Genomic DNA, 19,968 nt, shown 5'->3' on the forward strand with positions numbered 1-19,968 from the left:
CCTGTGGAGGAAGAATACTGCAGTGCTGCTCCCGTCCACAGAGACACTGTTGACAACCGCGCTGGAGCGGTAGTGGATCCACTGGACCGACCGACGGCACGACCCGCGACACCGCACCGCTTCCTACAACCCCGCCGTGTCTCGCCGGGAGGATCCTCCTGCAGATCGAACCACGGGAAGCCCCCACTTCCGTGAGGGCTTCCCGTGGTCGGTTGCGGCCAGCAGGCCGCGGCGTACTAGCTCGCGACGACGTCCAGGTCGATCACTGCGGCTACGTCCTCGTGGAGACGGACGTTGGCCTGGTATGAGCCGACGGACTTGATGTGTGCCGGCAGTTCGACCTTGCGCTTGTCGATCGTGCCCAGTCCGGCGGCCTCGACCGCCTTGGCGACGTCGTCCGCCTTGACCGTGCCGAACAGGCGGCCGGAGCCACCTGCCTTGACGGACAGAGTGACGGGCTTGGCCGAGAGTGCCGCGGCCTGCCGCTGGGCGTCCTCGAGGGAGGCGTGCTCGCGGGCCGACCGTGCTGCCTTGATCGATTCGACCTGCTTCTCGCCGCCCTTGCTCCACGTGAGGGCGAAGCCACGGGGCAGCAGATAGTTACGCGCGTAACCGTTCTTCACCTCGACGACATCGCCCGCGGCACCGAGCCCGGTGATTTCCTGGGTCAGAATGAGTTTTGACATGGTGTGTCCCTTTCCCTAGCCGCGGCCGGCGCCGGAGTACGGCAGGAGCGCGACCTCGCGGGCGTTCTTGATTGCCTGGGCGATCTTGCGCTGCTCCTGTACGGTCACGCCCGTGACACGACGAGCACGGATCTTTCCGCGATCGGAGATGAACTTGCGCAGCAGTGCTACGTCCTTGTAGTCGATGACGGTGACGTCAGCGGCCTTCAGGGGGTTGGACTTTGGTTTGGGCTTACGGAGTTCAGCCTTGGCCATCGTGGTGCTCCTTCGTGTGGTGGAGCCCGCAGAACGATTCTGCGGGATGGGAAGTGCCAGTCACTCGTGTGACTGCGGCAGAGGTTCCGGGATCGGAACCCTTGCCTAGAAGGGCGGCTCGGAATCGGGGCCGTTACCCCAACCCTGCGAGTTGCCGCCCGAGTTTCCACCGGCGGGAGCGCCCCAAGGGTCGTCCGCCGGTTGCTGGGCCTGCTGTCCGCCGCCCCAGCCGGAACCGGATTGAGCATTCGATCCTCCACCGGAGTTGCCACCGAAGCCCCCGCTGTTCCCGCCGCCTGAGCGCTGGGCACGGGTCACCTTGGCGGACGCGTAGCGCAGTGACGGGCCGATCTCGTCGACCTCGAGCTCCATGACGGTACGCTTCTCGCCCTCCTTGGTGTCGAACGAACGCGACTTCAGCCGGCCCTGGGCGACCACACGGGTTCCCTTGGTGAGGGTCTCGGCGACGTTCTCCGCAGCCTCACGCCACACCGAGGCCCGGAGGAACAGCGTTTCGCCGTCCTTCCAGTCACTGGTCTGGCGATCGAAGGTGCGGGGAGTGGACGCGATGGTGAAGTTCGCCACCGCCGATCCCGACGGCGTGAAACGCAGTTCGGGATCGTTGGTGAGATTGCCGACCACCGTGATGACTGTCTCGCCTGCCATGGTGCCTCCTGGGGTGACGTCCCGCCGGGGCGGGGTGGATGGTGAAAGAGTCCGCCGGAACTACTCGGCGGAGACCTTCTGCTCCTCGGGGCGGATGATCTTGGTCCGCATGATCGTCTCGTTCAAGCCCAGCTGGCGGTCCAGCTCGGCAGCCACGGCCGGAGTTGCCGTGAAGTTCACGACGGCGTAGATGCCCTCGGTCTTCTTCTGGATCTCGTAGGCGAGGCGCCTGCGACCCCAGATGTCCACCTTGTCCACCGTGCCTCCGCCATTGCGGACCACGTTGAGGAACTTCTCGAGTGTCGGGTCGATCGAACGTTCCTCGACATCGGGGTCGATGATGACCATCAATTCATATGCACGCATGTGTGAACCCACCTCCTTCGGGCTGAGCGGTCGCGGTCCTTCCGCAACAGGAGGTTCTCTAGCGTTGGTCCGGCCGCCGCCTTCGGCGGGTACCGCAGGCACGGCGTTACACGGACTTGTCAATGATACCGGACCGATGTCCGGGCCCGAACTTGGCGTCGGCCCTGTGGATACTGGGCTACTGCATGCCGCGGAAGAAGCCCGAGGTGACTTTCGCAAGGTACCCGGGGTCGTCCACACCGCACAGTTCACGGGCGGAGTGCATCGACAGCAGCGGGATTCCGACGTCGACGGTCCGGATGCCCAGCCGGGTCGCCGTCAGCGGACCGATGGTGGAACCGCACGGCACGGCATTGTTGGAGACGAACTCCTGGTAGGGCACCTCGGCCTCCCGGCACAGGCCCGCCCAGAACGCGGCACCCGGGGCATCCGTGGTGTACCGCTGGTTCGCGTTGATCTTCAGCAGCGGCCCACCGTTGAGCACCGGCAGATTCACCGGATCGTGACGCTCCGCGTAATTGGGGTGGACGGCGTGCCCGGCATCGGCCGAGACACAGAACGACGACGCCAGCGCCCGGAGCCGCTCCTCCTCCCCGGCGCCGAGACCGAGCGAGATGCGCCGGAGCATGTCCTCGAGCAACGGTCCGCTGGCTCCCGAGCGCGAGGCGCTGCCGACTTCCTCGTGGTCGAAGGCCGCGAGGACGGCGATCGGTCCGCCCGGGGACCTCGCCGCGGCAGTCTCGATGAGCGCGGTGAGCCCGGCGTGGACCGAGGAGAGATTGTCGAGTCGTCCCGAGGCGAAGAATCGACCGTCGGCGCCGAAGACGCGCGGTTCCTGGGTGTCGGCGACGACGACGTCGAACCCGCCCACCTGGTCCGGTTCCACCCCGGTAGCTGCTGCGAGCAGCCCGACCAGATCCGCTCCCGAGGGATCGCCCAGTCCCCACACCGGGTTCATGTGACGCTGCTTGTCGAGGGCGAGGCCCTCGTTCACGGCACGGTCGAGGTGGATGGCCAGTTGCGGGAAGCGCAGCAGCGGCCCTGTGGCGACGAGGTGTTCACTGCCGCCCTGCAGGGTCAGGCGTCCGGCGAGCGCGAGCTCGCGGTCCAGCCAGGAGTTCAGCAGCGGCCCTCCGTAGACCTCCACACCTGCCTGCAGCCAGCCGAATCTGCCGGTGGTGGGCTTCGGCTTGAGCTTGAACGACGGCGAGTCGGTGTGGGCACCGAGGATGTGGAACGCCGTCGTCGGCTCCGCGTCCGGGGGAACCACCCAGGCGACGATGGCACCGTCGCGGATGACGAAGTAGTTGCCCGTCCCGCCCTGCCAGGCGTCCCGTTCCTCCAGCTGCACGAATCCCCGCTCCGCGAGCCGCCGTCCGGCCTCTGCTGCGGCGTGGTAGCTCGATGGCGCTGCGGAGACATAGGCGCCGAGGTCCTGGATATGGGCTGGAGTGGGGCTCATCCTCCGATTCAATCAGATGCCCGGCGCGCCCACCGGCCCCGTGCCGCCGCTCTCCTTCGCTCCGCCTTCAGCTGTTCTTCGGTTTCGGCGCGGTCTTCGCTGTTCCTTCGCGCAGGATTCGCAGGTACGGCAGGGCACGATTTAGCTTCGGTGGCCATATTTGGTGTCAGCAGCACCGGGTCCCGCTGGGGGAACCGGGCCCCACCGATCGATCCACACGAAAAGGTCTCACCATGGCACGCACGCCCCGCATCTCGATGAAGTCCACCTCCGGCAAGGTCCTCGCGTCCGTCGCGCTGCTCGGCGTCGCGGCATCCGTTGCCGGCCTCGGCACGTACGGTTCGTTCACCTCCACCACCTCCGCGAGCGAGACCGTCAGCTCCGGCACGGTCGATATCCAGCTCGGCGCGGCGGGAACGGCAGCCAACCGCCTCACCGTCGGGGCCAGCAATATCGTCCCGGGTGACAGCGTGCAGCGGGTGGCGACCATCACCAACACCGGCAGCCAGGGCTTCGGTGGCGTCACGCTGAGCACCACGCCGGTGAACACCCCCTCGAAGCTCACCACCGACGCCGTCAACGGTCTCCAGCTCACCGTCGACGCCTGCAGTGTCCCCTGGACCGAAGCCGGCACCGCGGCTGCGTACACCTACACGTGTTCCGGGACCGTCACCACCGTCCTGCCGAGCCGCGCGATCATCGGCACCGACGTCGCGTTGGCCAACCTCGCTTCCTTCGCCCCGGCGAAGTCCGACTACCTGCGCTTCACGGCAGCTCTCCCGATGGCCGCGGACAACAGCTTCCAGGGGCTCACGAGCACCGTGAACTTCGCCTTCACCGCCACGCAGCGCGCGGCCACCAGCCGCTAGTACCGGATCCGGTGCCCGACTCGCCGGGCGCCGGATCACCCTGTCCATCCGAGCGACCACCGAGGGAATCCGATCATGAGCCGACACCGTGCAGGCGGGACGACCCGCCTTCCACGTCGGTTGCGGTTCCTGGCGAAGCTCCTGGTCGCCGTCGTCGTCCTCACCCTGGTGCCCACGGTCGCGCAGGCCGCGTTCTCCAACAGGGAGGCCGGCAGCACGGTCCTGGGGACGTACAACATCCCCACGCCCACCGGCGTCGACGCCTCGTACACCTGCTCCACGTCCTCACGCCGGTCGGCCACGGTGACGGTCAGGGACTTCACCGCGGTGGCACGCGCCACCGGGTACACCGTGACGCTCACCGCCCCGGATCGAAAGGTCCAGACCGTCGAGCTGGCCGCCTCGAAACGGGCGACGACGCTCTCCGTCGCGTCCACCACCAGCGGCAAGTACGTGCTGTCCGTCCGGGCCAACGTCGGATCCTGGACAGGGAAGGATCCGGCGGTCTTCTCGTTCACCTGCTGATCAGTGCATCGGGCCCGGCACGACGATGCCGTTCTCGTAGGCGAACACCACGGCCTGCACGCGGTCACGCAGGTCGAGTTTCGTGAGGATCCGCCGGACGTGTGTCTTGATGGTCGCCTCGGACACGAAGAACCTCGCCGCCAGCTCGGCGTTGGACAGGCCACCGGCGATCGCCTCCAGCACTTCCCTCTCCCGGGGCGTGAGCTCGGCCAGGCGTGGATCCCGGATGGTCGATGCAGTCGGTGGAAGGGATCTGACGTAGGTCTCGAGCAACCGCTGAGTCACGCGGGGGGCGACGACGGCATCGCCGCTGGCCACGACGCGCACGGCACGGACCAGTTCCTCGGGCGCCACGTCCTTCAGCAGGAACGCCGACGCACCGGCCTGCAGACCGGCGAAGGCGTACTCGTCCAGGTCGAAGGTCGTCAGGATGATGATGCGCGAGCAGGAGCCCGCCGCGGTGATCTGCCGGGTGGCCTCGATCCCGTCGCCCCGCGGCATCCGCACGTCCATGAGGACGACGTCGGGGCAGAGCTGTGCGGAGAGACCCACCGCCTCCTCCCCCGTGGACGCCTCGCCGGCGATCCGAAGATCCGGCTCACCCTCGAGGATGAGTCTGAAGCCCATCCTCAGCAGCGGCTGGTCGTCAGCGAGCAGCACCCTGATCGGCGTGGCTGCTGTGGCCTGCATGCTCTCCTGCGCGCTCATCCTTCTCGTTCCCCCGTTGGTTCCCCGACCCGGCGTCGGGGACGCTCAGACGCACCTCCACGATCCAGCCGCCCGAGGCACGCCGGCCGCACTCCACGGAGCCCGCGTAGATCGCCGCGCGTTCGCGTATGCCCGCCAGACCCCGACCCGAGCCGAGCGGGACCACCGGCTCCATGGCGCTCGCGCCGTCGTCCACCACGCGCAGTGTGACGGCGTCGCCGACCCTGATGATCGAGATGTCCACCAGCGTAACGCCGTTGCCGTAGCGCAGGACGTTAGTGAGCGATTCCTGGAGGATCCGGTACACGGTGAGCTGGAAGGCGGGATCCTCCGGCAGGCGCGGACCGCTGGTCGTGACGCGGAGCGGGAGACCCGCCGCACGGAAACCCTCCAGGAGCTGGGCCATCGAGCTCGAGGCCGGTAGCGGGGACAGTGCCTCGTCGGCCGCCTCGGGCCGGAGGACGCCGAGGACCCGACGCATGTCGGCGATCGCGGTGCGTCCCGTGGTGGAGAGCTCACCCAGCACGTCTTCCGCGCGCTCGGGGTTGCGCTTCATGACGACGGCGGCGCCGTCGGACAGGGCGACCATGACCGTGAGCGAGTGCGCGACGACGTCGTGCATCTCCCGGGCGATACGGTTGCGTTCCCCTGCCGACGCCAGTTCCGCGTTGCGCGCTGCCCACTCACGTAGTTCACGCTCGTGCTCGCGATCGCGCCTCACGGTCACGCCGACGCCGACAGCGATGGCCAGGAACATCACGATGAAGGCGCTGAGGAGCCAGCGCACACCGGGGGCGTCGGCGAAGATCTCGACCGGCAGGACGAACAGGGCGCCCACGGAGACGATCACGGTGGAACCGGCCGCGATCAGCGCTGTCCGCAGCGGATATGCGGCAGCGACGGAGTACAGCGCGAAGGCCGTTGCGACACCGCTGCCCCCGCCCTCCGTGCCGATGCTGACGGCGTTGTCGAGGACGGTGGTGACCACCAGCACCAGCAGGGGCCGGTCACGTCGGAGGACGAGCGCACCGCCTGCCAGCGCACCACCGATCAGGGCACCCCAGTCGCCGTCGTCGATCACGAGGAACAGGGCGTTCGGGAGGGTCAAGAAGGTGAAGACCAGGATGACGACGGCGTCCGTGGCGCGCGGATGACTGCGGAAGAACCGCCGGACAGGACCCAGCCTGCGGGCATTGAGCTCGGTGAAGGAGACCGCGGCGGGTTGCTCCGCGGCCTCCTTCAGCACGGCTGTGGCATGCACGGCGGTGGTACCCCGGGATCAGCTCAGGAGCGCCTAGATGTCCCGCTTCTTGGCGACGAGCAGGGCCACGATCAGGAGTCCGAGCGCCCACGCCGCCATGACGAGCCCGCCCTCCCACTGCGTGAGATCGTCGTCCATGATCTCGATGGCCACCAACTGTGTTCCTGCGAAGGACGGCAGGAAACGTGCCGCGTCCATAACCCAGTCGGCCAGACCCGAGAGCAACTGGACGATCAGCGGCAGCACGAAGAAGATGCCGACGGCCGTGACGACGCCGCCTGCCGTGTTGCGCAGCAGGATGCCGATGGCCATGGAGAGGACCGCGACGAGCGCGAGGTAGGTGCCGGTGTTGATGATGCTCGGGAAGACGCCGTCCTCCGTGATCGCGAAGTCGATGTTCTCGCCGGCCAGGATCGGCTGGGCGATCAGATAGGAGAGCAGGGCACTGCCGAAGCCCACGAGGAACGCGATGACGGCGGCGACGATGACCTTCCCGAGCAGGGCCGGTGTGCGCCTGGGGACGGCGACCATGGTGGAGCGGATCATGCCCGTGGTCCATTCGGAGGTGATCAGCACCACGGCCAGGGCAGCGATGAGCAGCTGGCCGAAGACCAGGCCCGACGAGGGCGCCGTGAATGCGTCGAAGCCCGGGCTGCCCGGCCCCTCGGCGGGCGGACGGAACTCGGCCGGGAAGTCCGGATCGTTGAGTGCGTCCGCGGTGATCGATACGCTCCACGCGAAGAGCGCAGCGAGGCCCACCATCACCACGACCGTGCAGACGATGAGGATGACGGTCGAGGGAACCGTGGTGACCTTGATCCACTCGGACTTCAGCACCCGGCCGAAGGTGACGCCGGATCCCGTGGTGCTCTCCTGCCGCGGCCGTCGCTGGGCGGGGGCGGGCTGGGTCGATGTCGCCATGATCAGCGTCCTTTCACTGTGGTGGGTGCCTGCGGGGCCGGGTCCTGGGTGCCGGCGAGGTCGGGGTCTGCGAACACGTCCCCGATCGGACCTGCCGCCGGGTCCCCGGAGTGGTACTCGACCTCGCCCTGGGTGAGCTGCATGTAGGCGTCCTCGAGGGACACCTGGATGGGGGTCAGCTCGTAGATCAGCACCTTGTCCCGCAGGGCGATCTCGGCGATCCGGCGCGGCTCCACCCCGATGACCTCGACCAGTTCGGGTTCGAGGACCTGCGAGGTCACGCCGTCGCCGGCCAGACTGCCGAGCAGATCCTGCGGGCGATCGGCCCGTACGCGCACACGGACCGTGCCCTGCCCGTCGATGACTGACTGGATGGGCGCGTCGGCGATGATGCGTCCGCGACCGATGACGATCAGGTGATCCGCGGTCTGCGCCATCTCCGACATCAGGTGCGAGGACAGGAAGACCGTGCGGCCCTCCGACGCGAGTCCCCTGGCTAGGTGCCTGACCCACTGCACACCCTCGGGGTCGAGTCCGTTGACCGGCTCGTCGAGGATGACGGTGTGCGGATCGCCCAGCAGGGCGACGGCGATGCCGAGCCGCTGCCCCATCCCGAGGGAGAATCCGCCCACGCGCTTCTTCGCCACCGGGCCGAGACCCGTGAGATCGATGACCTCCTTCACGCGGCTGTTCGGGATGCCGTGCGTGGCCGCCATGGCGCGCAGGTGGTTGTAGGCGGAGCGCTTGGTATGGACGGCCTTGGCGTCCAGCAGCGCGCCGACCTCGCGCAGCGGGGCCCGGTGCCGGGCGTAGGGTGCCCCGTTGACCGTGACATGGCCACCGCTCGGGTTGTCGAGGCCGACGATCATGCGCATGGTCGTGGACTTGCCCGCGCCGTTCGGGCCGAGGAAGCCGGTCACCTTCCCCGGCTGCACGGTGAAGGTGACGGCGTCCACGGCTGTTTTCGCGCCGTATCGCTTGGAGAGGGCCTGGGCCTCGATCATGGGAAGTTCCTTCGGTCTCGTCAGCACGCGGGGTCCCCGCTGATGGGTGTTCCTGTCAACACTAGGCCCGCCGAAGGCGGCTGTAACCGACCCCAGGGCTGATTCCCGCCCGTGGCGCCGTACCCCTTCAGGAGGACGGCGGTGGCTCTCGGATGGCCCGGAGAACTACCGCGAGCTGATCGAGGCGAACTTCCGGATGCACAGCGGTACGAAGACGACCAGCAGCACCACGACGCCGACCAGGACCGTCGGGAGCGCGTTCTGCATGGGCCAGGCATCCGGCACGGGCACGGAGCCCGTGTTGCCGAACAGTTCGCGTACCGCCTGCACGAGCGCGGAGACCGGATTCCAGTTCGCGAACGTCTCGAGCGGACCCGGGAGAGTCTGCGGCTGCACGAATGCGTTCGAGATGAAGGTCAGCGGGAACAGGATGATGAAGGTCGCGTTGTTGATGACCTCCGGGGATCTCACCGACATGCCGAGCAGTGCCATGACCCAGCTGAAGGCATAGGAGAACAGCAGCAGGAGCACGATACCGGCCAGAGCACTCCCGGCGTCGGTGGTCACGCGCCACCCCACCAGGAAGCCGGTGCCCATCATGATCACGACCGAGAGCGTGTTGAGGACGAGGTCGCTGTTGGTGCGGCCGATCAACACCGCCGAGGAACTCATGGGCAGCGTCCTGAAGCGGTCGATGATGCCGTCCTTGAGATCCTGGGCCATTGCCGACCCCGAGAACGTGGACCCGAAGATCACGGTCTGGGCGAAGATGCCCGCCATGAGGTACTGCGTGTAGTCACTGCCCGCCACCTGGATGGATCCACCGTAGATCTGGCTGAAGAGCAGCACGAACATGATCGGCTGGAGGACCGCGAAGACCAGCATGTCCGGCGACCGCTTGAGCTTGGTGAGATTCCGCCGGGTCACGATCCACCCGTCGGAGAGCCACAGAGTGACGGTGGAGGACGCCTCCGCAGGCGGCCCGTCCGACGCCGTGGCCGGTCGATCGACGGACCGCCGGCCTCCCGGGGCCCTGACGCTCATGCCGCCGTCTCCGTCCCGGCCGCCGACGTCCTGCCGTTCCTACTGCCTCCGGGATCCGCGGCGACCGCGGCATCGTCGGCGCTGCGTCCGGTGAGCCTGAGGAAGACGTCGTCGAGGCTCGGGCGCCGCATACCGGCGTCGTGCAGGTCGATGCCGGCCTCCCCCAGATCGGCGAGGATGAGTTGCAGTGCCCGCGGCCCGTCGCTGACGGCGACCTCGATGCTGCGGCCGTCGTCATCGGCGACGGGATCGCCCTCACCATGGCGGCCGAGGATGTCCCGCGCGACGGAAGCATCAGCGGGATCAACCACGGAGACCACAGCGCGGTGCCCGCCGATCTGTGCCTTGAGCTCGTCCGACGTGCCTTCGGCAATGGCCCTGCCTCCGTCGATCACCACGATGTCGTCGGAGAGCTGGTCGGCCTCCTCCAGGTACTGCGTGGTCAGCAGCAGCGTGGTCCCGTCCCGGACGAGATCCTTGATGATGCCCCAGAGAGAGATCCTGCTCCTGGGATCCAGTCCTGTGGTCGGTTCGTCCAGGAAGAGGATCTTCGGCTTGATGACGAGCGCTCCGGCCAGGTCGATGCGCCGCCGCATACCTCCGGAGAAGCCCTTCACCGGACGATTGCCGGCCTCCGTGAGTTCGAACTGGTCGATCAGTTCCCGTGCCCGGCGCCTGGACGCTGCAGCGCTGAGATGGTAAAGCCGTCCCACCATGTCGAGGTTCTCGAAGCCCGTCAGATTCTCGTCGACGGCCGAGTACTGGCCGGAGACACCGATGATCCGCCGGACCGCCCCGGGATCGCCCACGACGTCGATGCCGTCCACGCGAGCGGTACCGGCTGTCGGCCGGATGAGGGTGGTGAGGATCTTCACCACCGTGGTCTTGCCCGCCCCGTTCGGGCCCAGCAGCGCCTTGACCGTACCCTGGGGGACGGTGAGATCCATGCTGTCGAGGGCATGGACGGGTCCGCTCTTGGACGAATAGGTCTTCTGCAGACCCTCCGCCTCGATGATCGCCATGCCTCAAGGGTAGGGCTGCGGGGACGTCAGACCTAGGACTTCTCGTCGGTGACCACCCGTATCGCTCCGGTCGACGTCGACCGCTCCCGGGCAGCCGGGGCGACGAGGAACGACGCGAGCACTGCGACGCCGACCGCGAGCAGGGCCGAGCGGATACCGACGAGGTCCCCGAGGAAGCCGAGCAGCGGCGGCCCGGCCAGGAACGCGGTGTAGCCGACCGTGGAGACGACCGAGACCCGGGCGGCCGCGCGCTCGGGATCATCCGCTGCGGCTGACATGCCCATGGGGAAACCGAGCGCTGCTCCCGCACCCCAGAGGACGGCGCCGGCTGCGGCCAGGAGCGCATTCGGTGCGGTGACGAACAGGACGAGCCCTACGAGCGAGGAGCCCAGGCTCGCCTGGAGGACACGCACCCGGCCGAAACGGTCGATCACGGGGCCTCCGACGAAGCGCACCAGCGTCATCGCCGCGACGAAGACCGCGAACATGATGGCACCGGTGCTCTCGGTGGTTCCGAGTCCGTCGACGCTCGCCTTCGCCACCCAGTCGTTCGCGGCTCCCTCGGTGAGTGCCGCTCCGAGTACCACGAGACCCAGCAGTAGCGTGCGTGATTCCCCCCACGCGCCGAATCTCCCGGCGCGGTCCCGGTCGGGTTCCGGACCGGAGGAGCTGGAGTCCGATGACGCCCGCTCGGGCAGGAAGGAGCGCGGGACCCACAGCGAGACGGTGAGGCTGAGGACGGTGACGACGACGAGATGCGCGGAGAAGGAGACCTCCAGTGCCGACAGACCCGCTCCGACCAGCGCCCCCACGAAGGCTCCGCCACTGAACGCGGCGTGGAAGCGCGGCAGGATGGTCCTGTTCAGCAGCCGCTCCACCGCGGCACCCTCGATGTTCTGCCCCACGTCCCACAGCGCGATCCCGCAGCCGAACAGGAACAGACCCGCAGCCACCACGGGCACGGAGACCAGGGCCAGCCCGAGCGCCACGGCGCTCGCGCCGGCAGCTGCCACGGTCCCGCCGATGCGTACCGTGTTCGCCGTGCCGAAGCGTGCAGCGATGGCGCCCGCGAGCGGGAGGGAGATGACCGATCCGACAGCCGCCACCAGTAACAGCCCGCCCGTCTGGCCGGCGCCGAGTCCCAGCGTGCTCGACGCGGCCGGGATCCTCGAGGCCCAACTCGCGAAGACCAGGCCATTGAGCCCGAAGATGGCATAGGTGGCGATCGTGGCGGCGTGCACGGCTGGTTTCACTCCTCAACCGTAGGCTCGCGGCACCACGTCCCCCAATCGAGCTTCCTCTGCAGGGTTATCCACCGATTGTGGACAACCCTGTGGAGAGTGTGTGGACGAACATCCGGTCAGCGGGCGCGCACGACCCTGCTCTCGTCCCAGACCGGTTCCTCGGTCTCGTACACTGTGCCGTCGGACCCGAACACGAGGAACCGGTCGAAACTGCGTGCGAACCATCTGTCATGGGTCACCGCGAGGACGGTCCCGTCGAAGGCGTCGATGGCATGCTCGAGCGCCTCCGCGGAATGCAGATCGAGATTGTCCGTGGGTTCATCGAGGAGCAGGAGGGTGGCACCGGAGAGTTCGAGCAGCAGGATCTGCAGCCGGGCCTGCTGGCCGCCGGAGAGGGAATCGTAGGCTTGCTCGGCCTGGGAGGCGAGTCCGTAGCGGTCGAGCACGGCGGACGCGGCTTCGCGGCCCAGCCCCGAGCGGTGCTCATCGCCGCGGTGGAGGATCTCCACGAGCGTGCGCCCGAGCAGATCGGGCCGGGAGTGGGTCTGCGCGAAGAATCCGGGACGGATGCGCGCACCGAGTTTCACGGAGCCCTCGTGGGGAACTGCGGCGATGTCGACGTCGGACACGGGCAGGTGTTCGACGTCGGGATCGGAGCCGCCCCGGGCGAGCAGCCTGAGGAAATGGGATTTGCCGGAGCCGTTGGACCCGAGCACACCCACCCGATCCCCGTACCAGATCTCGGTGCTGAAGGGCTTCATCAAGCCCGTCAGTTCGAGCTTCGTCGCCACCACTGCGCGCTTGGCCGTGCGTCCACCCGCCAGGCGCATCGAGACATTCTGCTCGAGGGGGATGGCCTCGGGTGGTCCTGCCTCGAGGAACCTGGCAAGGCGGGTCTGGGCCGCGTGGTACCGGTTGGCCATGTCGGAGCGGAACGCCGCCTTGTTCTTGTACATGGTGACGAGTTCCTTGAGCTTGACATGCTCCTCGTCCCAGCGCTTGCGCAGCTCCTCGAAGCGCTGGTTCCGGTCCTGCCGCGCCTTCAGGTACGTGTCGAAGCCGCCACCGTGCGTCCACGACGACGCGCCGAGGACGCCGGGTTCGAGCGTCACGATCCGGGTGGCCGCATTCGCGAGCAGTTCCCGGTCGTGGCTCACGAAGAGGACCGATTTCTTCGACTCGGCGAGTTTCGCCTCCAGCCAGCGCTTCCCGGGCACGTCGAGGTAGTTGTCCGGCTCGTCGAGGAGGAGAAGTTCGTCGGGTCCGGAGAACAGTGCTTCGAGGACGAGGCGCTTCTGCTCTCCTCCCGACAGGGTCGAGGCCGCCCTGTGCTGCGCACGGTCGTAGGGGACGCCGAGCGCGGACATGGTGACCTCGTCCCACGTGGTCTCGAGCTCGTAGCCACCGACGTCCCCCCAGTCGGCGATCGCCTGGGCGTACTCGAGCTGCGTCGGTTCGTCGTCGGCCTCCATCATGGCCAGTTCGGCGGCGTCGACCCGCTGTGCCACCGCTGCCAGGACGGGCGGCGCTGCCGAGACCAGCAGATCGCGCACGCTCGTGCCGTCGCGCACCTGGCCGACGAACTGCCGCATGATGCCCAGCTGCCCCGAGCGGGTCACCGACCCATCGTCCGCGGTGAGTTCTCCGGAGATGATCCGCAGCAGGGTGGTCTTGCCGGTGCCGTTCGGCCCGACCAGGGCGCTCTTGTGGCCCTCCCCGACCCTGAAGGCCACGGAATTGAGCAGCTGCCTGCCGTCGGAGAGGAAGTAGTCGATGCCGGAGATGTCGAGATGAGCCACACCACCAGTGTCCCATTCGAGGAGTGTCCCGTTCGAGGAGTGTCCCGTTCGAGCGCTGCCGCACGCCGCCGTGGTGTCGCGCCCCGCGATTCTTCGGTTTCCTGATAGCGGAAATTTGAGGATCGACCGGCAGAATGAGCGAGAATAATACGTGGGACAGCTATGTTTTCTGGAGGAAACCCGATGTCAGAACTCGAAGAGTGGTCAACCAGCCGACTGCTCACCACTGCCGCGCGCCTCGTCGATCATGCCTGGAACGAGCGTCTGCTCGATATCGGGATCACCCACGCCGGATACACCACCCTCGGTGTCCTCTCGCGTCAGGGCACGATGACGGGCGTCAAGCTGGCCCTTGCCATGCATGTGCAGGCGCAGACCATCGGCAAGACCATCGAGAAGCTGGAGCGGCAGGGCCTCATCTCGAAGATCCGCGACAGCAGTGACCGGCGAAGCCAGCGCATCACCATCACGGCGGCGGGCATCGACGCCCTTGCGCGGGCCGAGGACATCGAGCGGACCCTGATGGTCGGCGCCGGGCTGGAGTCCTCCGACCTGCGTCATCTGCTGCACGGGATCATCGATGAACTGGCCCCACAGCGGCATAAATCTGCAGCCGCCGGCTGATCGTGTAATCGCGCGAGCAGGCCTTCCGCCGGTATCGCCTCGGCACGCGTGTCCGGCTCCGTCGCTATCGGCTCAGCACTCCACCACGTTCAGCGCCAACCCGCCGCGCGCGGTCTCCTTGTACTTGTCCATCATGTCCGCACCGGTGTCGCGCATGGTCTTGATCGCGATGTCGAGCGAGACGTGGTGCTGGCCGTCTCCCCGGACGGCCATGCGGGCTGCCGTGATCGCCTTGATCGCGCCGACCGCATTGCGCTCGATGCAGGGAATCTGGACGAGCCCGCCGACGGGATCGCAGGTCAGGCCGAGATTGTGCTCGATGCCGATCTCGGCCGCGTTCTCGACCTGTTCCGGCGTGCCTCCGAGCACCTCCGCGAGTGCTCCCGCAGCCATGGCGCACGCCGAACCGACCTCACCCTGGCATCCCACCTCGGCCCCCGAGATGGACGCGTTCTTCTTGAACAGGGAACCGACCGCGGTGGCGGCCAGGAGGAAGCGAACCACACCGTCCTCGTCGGCGCCCGGGACGAACTCGAGGTAGTAGTTCAGCACGGCCGGGATGATGCCCGCTGCTCCATTGGTCGGTGCGGTGACCACGCGCCCGCCGGCGGCGTTCTCCTCGTTGACCGCGAGGGCGAACAATGTGACCCACTCCATGGTGCCGAGCCGATCGTCCGGATCATGGGCCTTCTCGAGCAGTTGCCGCTGCCGTTCGGCGCGCCGCCGTACGCTCAGCCCGCCCGGAAGGATCCCCCCCGTCGTCGTGCCCCGCCGGATGGTGTCCTGCATGACCGACCAGATCTCCAGCAGCCCTGTCCGCACCTCCTCCTCGGAGCGCCAGGACAGCTCATTGGCCAGGACGATCTCCGAGAAGGACATCCCCGTGGACCGGCACAATTCGAGCAGCTGATCCGCGGTGTCGAAGGGATGGGAGACCGGCACAGTCGGCAGATCGGCGGTCTCGGACCCGATCTGGTCCTCGTCCAGCACGAACCCACCTCCGACGGAGAAGTATTCCCTGGTGCGCATGAGCTCGTTGTCACCGGTATATGCCGAGAAACGCATACCATTGGTGTGGTAGTCCAGCCGCTGGCCCCGGTGCAGCAGGACATCGGTCTCGGGGTCGAAGGTGATGGGCCGCTGCCCTGCCAGCTTCAGGGACTTCTGCTCACCGATGTAGGCGACGCGCGCATCGGCCGACGTCGGATCCACCAGATGCGGTTGCTCCCCCTCCAACCCGAGCAGGACGGCCTTGACCGTCCCGTGGCCGTGACCGGTCACACCGAGCGAACCGAAGAGATCCACCTGCACACGACCGACGTCGGCGAGCAGCTCCTCGGTGCGCAGCACCTCCGTGAAGAGGTAGGCCGCGGTCATCGGCCCGCCGGTGTGCGAGCTCGAGGGCCCGATGCCGATCTTGAAGAGATCGAAGGCGCTGATATTCATGAAGGACTCCCTGCCGGTTGACGCCGGTAGAACGGCGTGTCGACGACGGTGAAGGGTTCTGCGCGGCCGCGCAAATCCACCTTGACCTCGGTACCGACGCGCGCGTGCGCTGCATCGACGTACGCGAGAGCCACCGGGTAGCCGAGGGTCGGACTCGGCAGCCCCGAGGTCACCGTACCGATGGGGCCGTCGTCGCCGACGACGTCGTACCCGGCACGAGCCGCGCGGCGACCGGCGGCCTTCAGCCCCACGAGCCGGCGCTCGGGTTCGGTCTGCTTCAGCGGCTCGAGAACCGCACGGCCCACGAAGTCGTCGGGCTTCTTCGTGCTCACCACGGCACCGAGTCCGGCCTCGAACGGATTGGTGGTGGGACCGAGCTCGTTGCCGTAGAGGGGCATTCCTGCTTCGAGTCGCAGTGAGTCGCGGGCCGCCAGACCGCATGGGACGAGCCCGTGGACCTGACCCACCTCGAGCGCGGCGTCCCAAAGTCGCACCGCGAAGTTGTTCCCGATGTAGATCTCGAAACCGTCCTCCCCCGTGTACCCCGTACGCGCCAGCAGAACGGGAAGACCGGCGAGCTCGAGCTCCAGCAAGGAGTAGTACTTCATGGCGCGGATCGCCTCCGCGTCCCCGGGTCGGGCGAGCTCGAGAACCACCGCCTCGGCATGCGGACCCTGGACGGCGAGGAGTGAGGTCACCTCGGACTGGTCCTCGACGCCCACGTCGAAGCCGTCCGCCCGCAGTCGCAGCTCCTCCGCCACGACCGGCGCGTTCGACGCGTTGGGGACCACGAGGAAGGAATCCTCGGCGAGCCGGTAGGTGATGAGATCGTCGATCACCCCCCCCTCCGCGTTGCACAGCAGCGAGTACTTGGCCTTACTCACCGCGAGCACGGCGAGGTTGCTGACGAGCGCGTAGTTGAGGAAGGCAGCGGCCTGCGGACCGCTGACGAGAATCTCGCCCATGTGGGACAGGTCGAAGAGCCCGGCGGCTTTCCTGACCGTGTGGTGCTCCTCGAGTTCGCTGCGGTACTTCAGCGGCATCTGCCATCCGCCGAAATCGGTGAAGGAGGCTCCGTGCGCCTCGTGCTGCGTGTACAGGGGGGTCTGCTTGCTCTGCTCACTCATGGAAGGGGCGTACTCCTAGTCTTCGAACGCTTCGATGGGCGGGCACGAGCAGATCAGATTGCGGTCCCCGTGGGCGCCGTCGACCCTGCGCACCGGAGGGAAGTACTTGTCGTGCCGCAGCGAGCGGACCGGATAGGCGGCCTGCTCCCGCGAATAGGCCTGCGTCCACTCGTCGCCGACGAGCAGCTGGGCGGTGTGCGGTGCCTGGCGCAGCGGGCTCTCCTCGAGGGAGAAGTCCCCGCCAGCCACCTGGTCGATCTCGGCCTTGATGGAGATCATCGCATCGATGAAGCGGTCGAGCTCCGCAAGATCCTCCGACTCGGTCGGTTCCACCATCAGCGTGCCTCCGACGGGGAAGGACAGTGTGGGAGCGTGGAAGCCGTAGTCGATCAGTCGCTTGGCCACGTCCTCCGCCGTGACACCCGTGGCCGCCGTCAGGGGCCGCAGGTCCAGGATGCACTCGTGTGCCACGAGTCCCTGCACGCCGGTGTAGAGCACCGGGAAATGGTCATTGAGCCGGGCAGCGACGTAGTTCGCGCCCAGCAGCGCGTGCGCCGTCGCGCTGGTGAGCCCCTCCGAGCCCATGAGCGCGATGTATGCCCACGAGATCGGTAGCACGCCGGCCGAACCGTACATCGACCCCGAGACGGGCGTGCCGCCGTCGGCATCGGGTCCGCCGTCGTCCGCGATGTCCCGGTTCGCATCTCCCGGGAGGAACGGAGCCAGGTGCGCGGCTACGGCCACGGGTCCGACGCCGGGTCCACCGCCCCCATGGGGAATACAGAAGGTCTTGTGCAGATTCAGGTGCGAGACGTCGCCGCCGAACTCACCGGGCTGTGCGAGACCGACCAGGGCGTTGAGATTGGCACCGTCGATGTAGACCTGGCCGCCGGCGCCGTGCACCTTCTCGCACACCCAGCGCACGTCCTCCTCGAACACGCCGTGCGTGGACGGGTAGGTGATCATGATCGCGGCCAGATTCTCTGCGTGCTGCTCGATCTTGGCCAGCAGATCGTCGTGGTCGATGTTGCCGTTGTCCGCCGTCCCGACCACCACGACCTTCATGCCCGCGAGCACTGCCGACGCCGCATTGGTGCCGTGCGCCGAGGACGGGATGAGGCAGACGGTGCGGTTCTCCTCGTCGCGTGAGCGGTGGTACCCGCGGATGGCGAGCAGCCCGGCGAGCTCGCCCTGCGAGCCGGCATTGGGCTGCAGGGAGACGCGGTCGTACCCGGTGATCTCGGCGAGGCGCTCCTCGAGATCGGTGATCAGCTCACGCCAGCCCTCGGTCTGGGCCTCAGGAGCATAGGGGTGGATCGAAGCGAACTCAGGCCAGGAGATGGACTCCATCTCCACCGTCGCGTTGAGTTTCATGGTGCACGAGCCCAGCGGGATCATGGTGCGGTCCAGCGCGAGGTCCCGGTCCGAGAGTCTGCGCAGGTACCGCAGCATCGCGGTTTCCGAGCGGTACAGCGAGAACACCGGGTGCGTCATGAAGTCCGACGTACGGTGCAGGCTCTCCGGGATCCGCTCGCCCGTCGACTGAGCCGCCTCCGAGGTGGCCGACCCCCCGAACACCGCGGCGACGGCTGCGACGTGCTCCGGCGTCGTCGTCTCGTCGCAGGAGATGCCGAGGTGGTCCGCGTCGATCCGGCGGAGGTTGTACCCGGCGGCCTCGGCCCGGTCCGCGTACTCGTCGGCCCTGCCCGGCACGCGGACCAGGAGGGTGTCGAAGAACGCCTCGTGCACGACGGCGGCGTCCGTGGCCTCGAGGGCGGCGGCAAGCTCGACGGCGCGCTGGTGCGTGGTCCGGGCGATCGCCTTCAGGCCCTCCGGTCCGTGGTAGACGCCGTACATCGATGCGACGATCGCCAGCAGTGCCTGGGCGGTGCAGATGTTGCTCGTGGCCTTCTCGCGCCGGATGTGCTGCTCGCGCGTCTGCAGCGCGAGCCGGTAGCCGGGAGCGCCGTCGGCGTCCTTGGACACGCCCACGAGTCGCCCGGGCAGCATGCGCTCGAGACCCTTGCGGACGGCCATGTAGGCCGCATGCGGGCCGCCGAAGAACAGCGGGACGCCGAAGCGCTGGGCGGAACCGACGGCGATGTCCGCGCCCTGCTCGCCCGGGGCCGTGATGAGGGTCAGGGACAGCAGATCGGCAGCGACCGTGACGAGTGCTCCGCGCTCCTTGGCGGCTGCGATGACCTCGGCGTGGTCGCGGAGTGCTCCGGAGGCACCGGGCTGCTGGAGGACGACGCCGTTGATGTCGCCGTCGGGCAGACCTGCGGAGAGGTCTGCGATCTCCACCTCGAAACCGAGAGCTTCCGCGCGGCCGCGCACGACCGCGACGGTCTGCGGGAGGGCATCGGCGTCGATGACGGTGCGGCCCTTGTTCTTGCCCGAGCGCCGCATGAGGAGCACTGCTTCGGCGACGGCGGAGGCTTCGTCGAGCAGGGAGGCGTTGGCGATGTCGAGCGCGGTGAGGTCCTGCACCATGGTCTGGAAGTTCAGCAGTGCCTCGAGGCGGCCCTGGGAGATCTCCGGCTGATAGGGCGTGTAGGCGGTGTACCAGGCGGGGGACTCCAGCACGTTGCGCCGGATCACCGGCGGGGTGACCGTGTCGAAGTACCCCTGACCGATCATCTGCACAGCGGTCCGGTTACGTCCGGCCATCCGGCGGAGCTCGGCGAGCACCTCGGTCTCGCTGAGTGCTCCGGGCAGCTTGAGCGATCGGTCGAGGCGGATGCTGGCGGGGACTGCCATGTCCACGAGTTTGTCGAGGCTCGGGTACCCGAGAACCTCGAGCATGTGCGAGGCCTCGGGGGTGCGCGGGCCGATATGCCGATCGGCAAAGGCCGAGGCGGGGCTGGAAACCTGGTCGGATAGGGCTGTCATGGGAACTCCGTCGGTCGGGGCTGGGCGCAAGGGCGCGTACCTGGTCG

19 protein-coding genes are annotated in these 19,968 nt (G+C 67.8%); 3 read left to right on the forward strand and 16 right to left on the reverse strand.

Annotated elements, in window-relative coordinates:
- Window positions 1-236: 236 nt before the first annotated feature.
- The 5 genes from rplI to E8P82_RS01880 form a co-directional block, all read right to left on the reverse strand.
- Window positions 237-686 carry a 50S ribosomal protein L9 gene (rplI, locus tag E8P82_RS01860; RefSeq protein ID WP_136452771.1) on the reverse strand — a complete coding sequence of 150 codons (450 nt, stop codon included), beginning with the start codon at window positions 684-686 and terminating at the stop codon, window positions 237-239.
- 15 nt (window positions 687-701) lie between these two features.
- Window positions 702-941 (reverse strand): 30S ribosomal protein S18, encoded by a 240-nt coding sequence (gene rpsR, locus E8P82_RS01865; RefSeq protein WP_005273147.1) that lies wholly within the window; start codon window positions 939-941, stop codon window positions 702-704.
- A 105-nt stretch (window positions 942-1,046) separates the two neighbouring features.
- The gene (locus tag E8P82_RS01870) at window positions 1,047-1,607 is read right to left on the reverse strand and encodes a single-stranded DNA-binding protein (protein WP_136452772.1); all 561 of its coding nucleotides are present in this window, start codon (window positions 1,605-1,607) and stop codon (window positions 1,047-1,049) included.
- Between the two features lie 60 nt (window positions 1,608-1,667).
- Window positions 1,668-1,973: a 30S ribosomal protein S6 gene (rpsF, locus tag E8P82_RS01875; protein WP_136452773.1), complete on the reverse strand. Its 306-nt coding sequence runs from the start codon at window positions 1,971-1,973 to the stop codon at window positions 1,668-1,670.
- 178 nt (window positions 1,974-2,151) lie between these two features.
- Window positions 2,152-3,435, reverse strand: coding sequence for a M18 family aminopeptidase (locus tag E8P82_RS01880; RefSeq protein ID WP_136452774.1), 1,284 nt, complete (start codon window positions 3,433-3,435; stop codon window positions 2,152-2,154).
- A gap of 233 nt (window positions 3,436-3,668) precedes the next feature.
- Between E8P82_RS01880 and E8P82_RS01885 the strand changes: the two genes are divergently transcribed.
- Together E8P82_RS01885 and E8P82_RS01890 are read left to right on the forward strand one after the other, a co-directional pair.
- On the forward strand, window positions 3,669-4,304 hold the full coding sequence (locus tag E8P82_RS01885; RefSeq protein ID WP_136452775.1) for a TasA family protein: 636 nt from the start codon (window positions 3,669-3,671) through the stop codon (window positions 4,302-4,304).
- Window positions 4,305-4,379: 75 nt separating this feature from the next.
- Window positions 4,380-4,829 carry a hypothetical protein gene (locus E8P82_RS01890; protein ID WP_136452776.1) on the forward strand — a complete coding sequence of 150 codons (450 nt, stop codon included), beginning with the start codon at window positions 4,380-4,382 and terminating at the stop codon, window positions 4,827-4,829.
- Here the strand turns inward: E8P82_RS01890 and E8P82_RS01895 are convergent, their stop codons facing one another.
- The 8 genes from E8P82_RS01895 to E8P82_RS01930 all read right to left on the reverse strand — a co-directional run bounded on the left by E8P82_RS01895 (window position 4,830) and on the right by E8P82_RS01930 (window position 13,832).
- Window positions 4,830-5,519, reverse strand: coding sequence for a response regulator (locus E8P82_RS01895; RefSeq protein WP_136452901.1), 690 nt, complete (start codon window positions 5,517-5,519; stop codon window positions 4,830-4,832).
- Entirely contained in the window at window positions 5,476-6,798 is a 1,323-nt protein-coding gene (locus E8P82_RS01900) for a sensor histidine kinase (protein ID WP_246020879.1), read from the reverse strand. Before E8P82_RS01900 ends, E8P82_RS01895 begins: the two co-directional genes overlap by 44 nt.
- A gap of 33 nt (window positions 6,799-6,831) precedes the next feature.
- Complete coding sequence (locus tag E8P82_RS01905) at window positions 6,832-7,719, reverse strand: ABC transporter permease (protein WP_136452777.1); 888 nt, start codon at window positions 7,717-7,719, stop codon at window positions 6,832-6,834.
- A gap of 2 nt (window positions 7,720-7,721) precedes the next feature.
- On the reverse strand, window positions 7,722-8,723 hold the full coding sequence (locus E8P82_RS01910; protein ID WP_136452778.1) for an ABC transporter ATP-binding protein: 1,002 nt from the start codon (window positions 8,721-8,723) through the stop codon (window positions 7,722-7,724).
- A 165-nt stretch (window positions 8,724-8,888) separates the two neighbouring features.
- Window positions 8,889-9,767, reverse strand: coding sequence for an ABC transporter permease (locus E8P82_RS01915; RefSeq protein ID WP_136452779.1), 879 nt, complete (start codon window positions 9,765-9,767; stop codon window positions 8,889-8,891).
- Complete coding sequence (locus E8P82_RS01920; RefSeq protein WP_136452780.1) at window positions 9,764-10,789, reverse strand: ATP-binding cassette domain-containing protein; 1,026 nt, start codon at window positions 10,787-10,789, stop codon at window positions 9,764-9,766. Before E8P82_RS01920 ends, E8P82_RS01915 begins: the two co-directional genes overlap by 4 nt.
- A 32-nt stretch (window positions 10,790-10,821) precedes the next feature.
- Entirely contained in the window at window positions 10,822-12,042 is a 1,221-nt protein-coding gene (locus tag E8P82_RS01925; RefSeq protein ID WP_246020880.1) for an MFS transporter, read from the reverse strand.
- Window positions 12,043-12,149: 107 nt separating this feature from the next.
- A complete protein-coding gene (locus E8P82_RS01930) occupies window positions 12,150-13,832 on the reverse strand; it encodes an ABC-F family ATP-binding cassette domain-containing protein (RefSeq protein ID WP_136452781.1) in 1,683 nt (560 codons plus the stop codon).
- 183 nt (window positions 13,833-14,015) lie between these two features.
- On the opposite strand from E8P82_RS01930, the gene E8P82_RS01935 reads away from it, so the two are divergent.
- Window positions 14,016-14,456, forward strand: coding sequence for a MarR family winged helix-turn-helix transcriptional regulator (locus E8P82_RS01935; protein WP_136452782.1), 441 nt, complete (start codon window positions 14,016-14,018; stop codon window positions 14,454-14,456).
- Between the two features lie 72 nt (window positions 14,457-14,528).
- Here E8P82_RS01935 and E8P82_RS01940 read toward each other — a convergent pair whose 3' ends face one another.
- Genes E8P82_RS01940 through gcvP form a run of 3 tightly spaced genes read right to left on the reverse strand, consistent with a single transcriptional unit; the run spans window position 14,529 to window position 19,921 of the window.
- Window positions 14,529-15,902: an L-serine ammonia-lyase gene (locus E8P82_RS01940; protein WP_136452783.1), complete on the reverse strand. Its 1,374-nt coding sequence runs from the start codon at window positions 15,900-15,902 to the stop codon at window positions 14,529-14,531.
- On the reverse strand, window positions 15,899-17,029 hold the full coding sequence (gene gcvT, locus E8P82_RS01945) for a glycine cleavage system aminomethyltransferase GcvT (protein WP_136452784.1): 1,131 nt from the start codon (window positions 17,027-17,029) through the stop codon (window positions 15,899-15,901). Before gcvT ends, E8P82_RS01940 begins: the two co-directional genes overlap by 4 nt.
- 15 nt (window positions 17,030-17,044) lie before the next feature.
- Window positions 17,045-19,921, reverse strand: coding sequence for an aminomethyl-transferring glycine dehydrogenase (gene gcvP, locus E8P82_RS01950; protein WP_136452785.1), 2,877 nt, complete (start codon window positions 19,919-19,921; stop codon window positions 17,045-17,047).
- Window positions 19,922-19,968 lie beyond the last annotated feature (47 nt).

Origin of the sequence: Arthrobacter echini, assembly GCF_004803505.1 — a bacterium.
GTDB lineage: Bacteria > Actinomycetota > Actinomycetes > Actinomycetales > Micrococcaceae > Arthrobacter_D > Arthrobacter_D echini.

What these genes read in the sequence shown, in the direction of transcription:
- E8P82_RS01935 (WP_136452782.1), top strand. Translation starts at nt 14,016, where the DNA reads ATGTCAGAACTCGAAGAGTGGTCAACCAGCCGACTGCTCACCACTGCC.
- E8P82_RS01920 (WP_136452780.1), bottom strand. Translation starts at nt 10,789, where the DNA reads ATGGCGATCATCGAGGCGGAGGGTCTGCAGAAGACCTATTCGTCCAAG.
- E8P82_RS01940 (WP_136452783.1), bottom strand. Translation starts at nt 15,902, where the DNA reads ATGAATATCAGCGCCTTCGATCTCTTCAAGATCGGCATCGGGCCCTCG.
- rpsR (WP_005273147.1), bottom strand. Translation starts at nt 941, where the DNA reads ATGGCCAAGGCTGAACTCCGTAAGCCCAAACCAAAGTCCAACCCCCTG.
- E8P82_RS01870 (WP_136452772.1), bottom strand. Translation starts at nt 1,607, where the DNA reads ATGGCAGGCGAGACAGTCATCACGGTGGTCGGCAATCTCACCAACGAT.
- E8P82_RS01915 (WP_136452779.1), bottom strand. Translation starts at nt 9,767, where the DNA reads ATGAGCGTCAGGGCCCCGGGAGGCCGGCGGTCCGTCGATCGACCGGCC.
- E8P82_RS01890 (WP_136452776.1), top strand. Translation starts at nt 4,380, where the DNA reads ATGAGCCGACACCGTGCAGGCGGGACGACCCGCCTTCCACGTCGGTTG.
- E8P82_RS01905 (WP_136452777.1), bottom strand. Translation starts at nt 7,719, where the DNA reads ATGGCGACATCGACCCAGCCCGCCCCCGCCCAGCGACGGCCGCGGCAG.
- E8P82_RS01895 (WP_136452901.1), bottom strand. Translation starts at nt 5,519, where the DNA reads ATGCAGGCCACAGCAGCCACGCCGATCAGGGTGCTGCTCGCTGACGAC.
- E8P82_RS01910 (WP_136452778.1), bottom strand. Translation starts at nt 8,723, where the DNA reads ATGATCGAGGCCCAGGCCCTCTCCAAGCGATACGGCGCGAAAACAGCC.
- E8P82_RS01880 (WP_136452774.1), bottom strand. Translation starts at nt 3,435, where the DNA reads ATGAGCCCCACTCCAGCCCATATCCAGGACCTCGGCGCCTATGTCTCC.
- rpsF (WP_136452773.1), bottom strand. Translation starts at nt 1,973, where the DNA reads ATGCGTGCATATGAATTGATGGTCATCATCGACCCCGATGTCGAGGAA.
- E8P82_RS01885 (WP_136452775.1), top strand. Translation starts at nt 3,669, where the DNA reads ATGGCACGCACGCCCCGCATCTCGATGAAGTCCACCTCCGGCAAGGTC.
- rplI (WP_136452771.1), bottom strand. Translation starts at nt 686, where the DNA reads ATGTCAAAACTCATTCTGACCCAGGAAATCACCGGGCTCGGTGCCGCG.
- gcvT (WP_136452784.1), bottom strand. Translation starts at nt 17,029, where the DNA reads ATGAGTGAGCAGAGCAAGCAGACCCCCCTGTACACGCAGCACGAGGCG.
- gcvP (WP_136452785.1), bottom strand. Translation starts at nt 19,921, where the DNA reads ATGACAGCCCTATCCGACCAGGTTTCCAGCCCCGCCTCGGCCTTTGCC.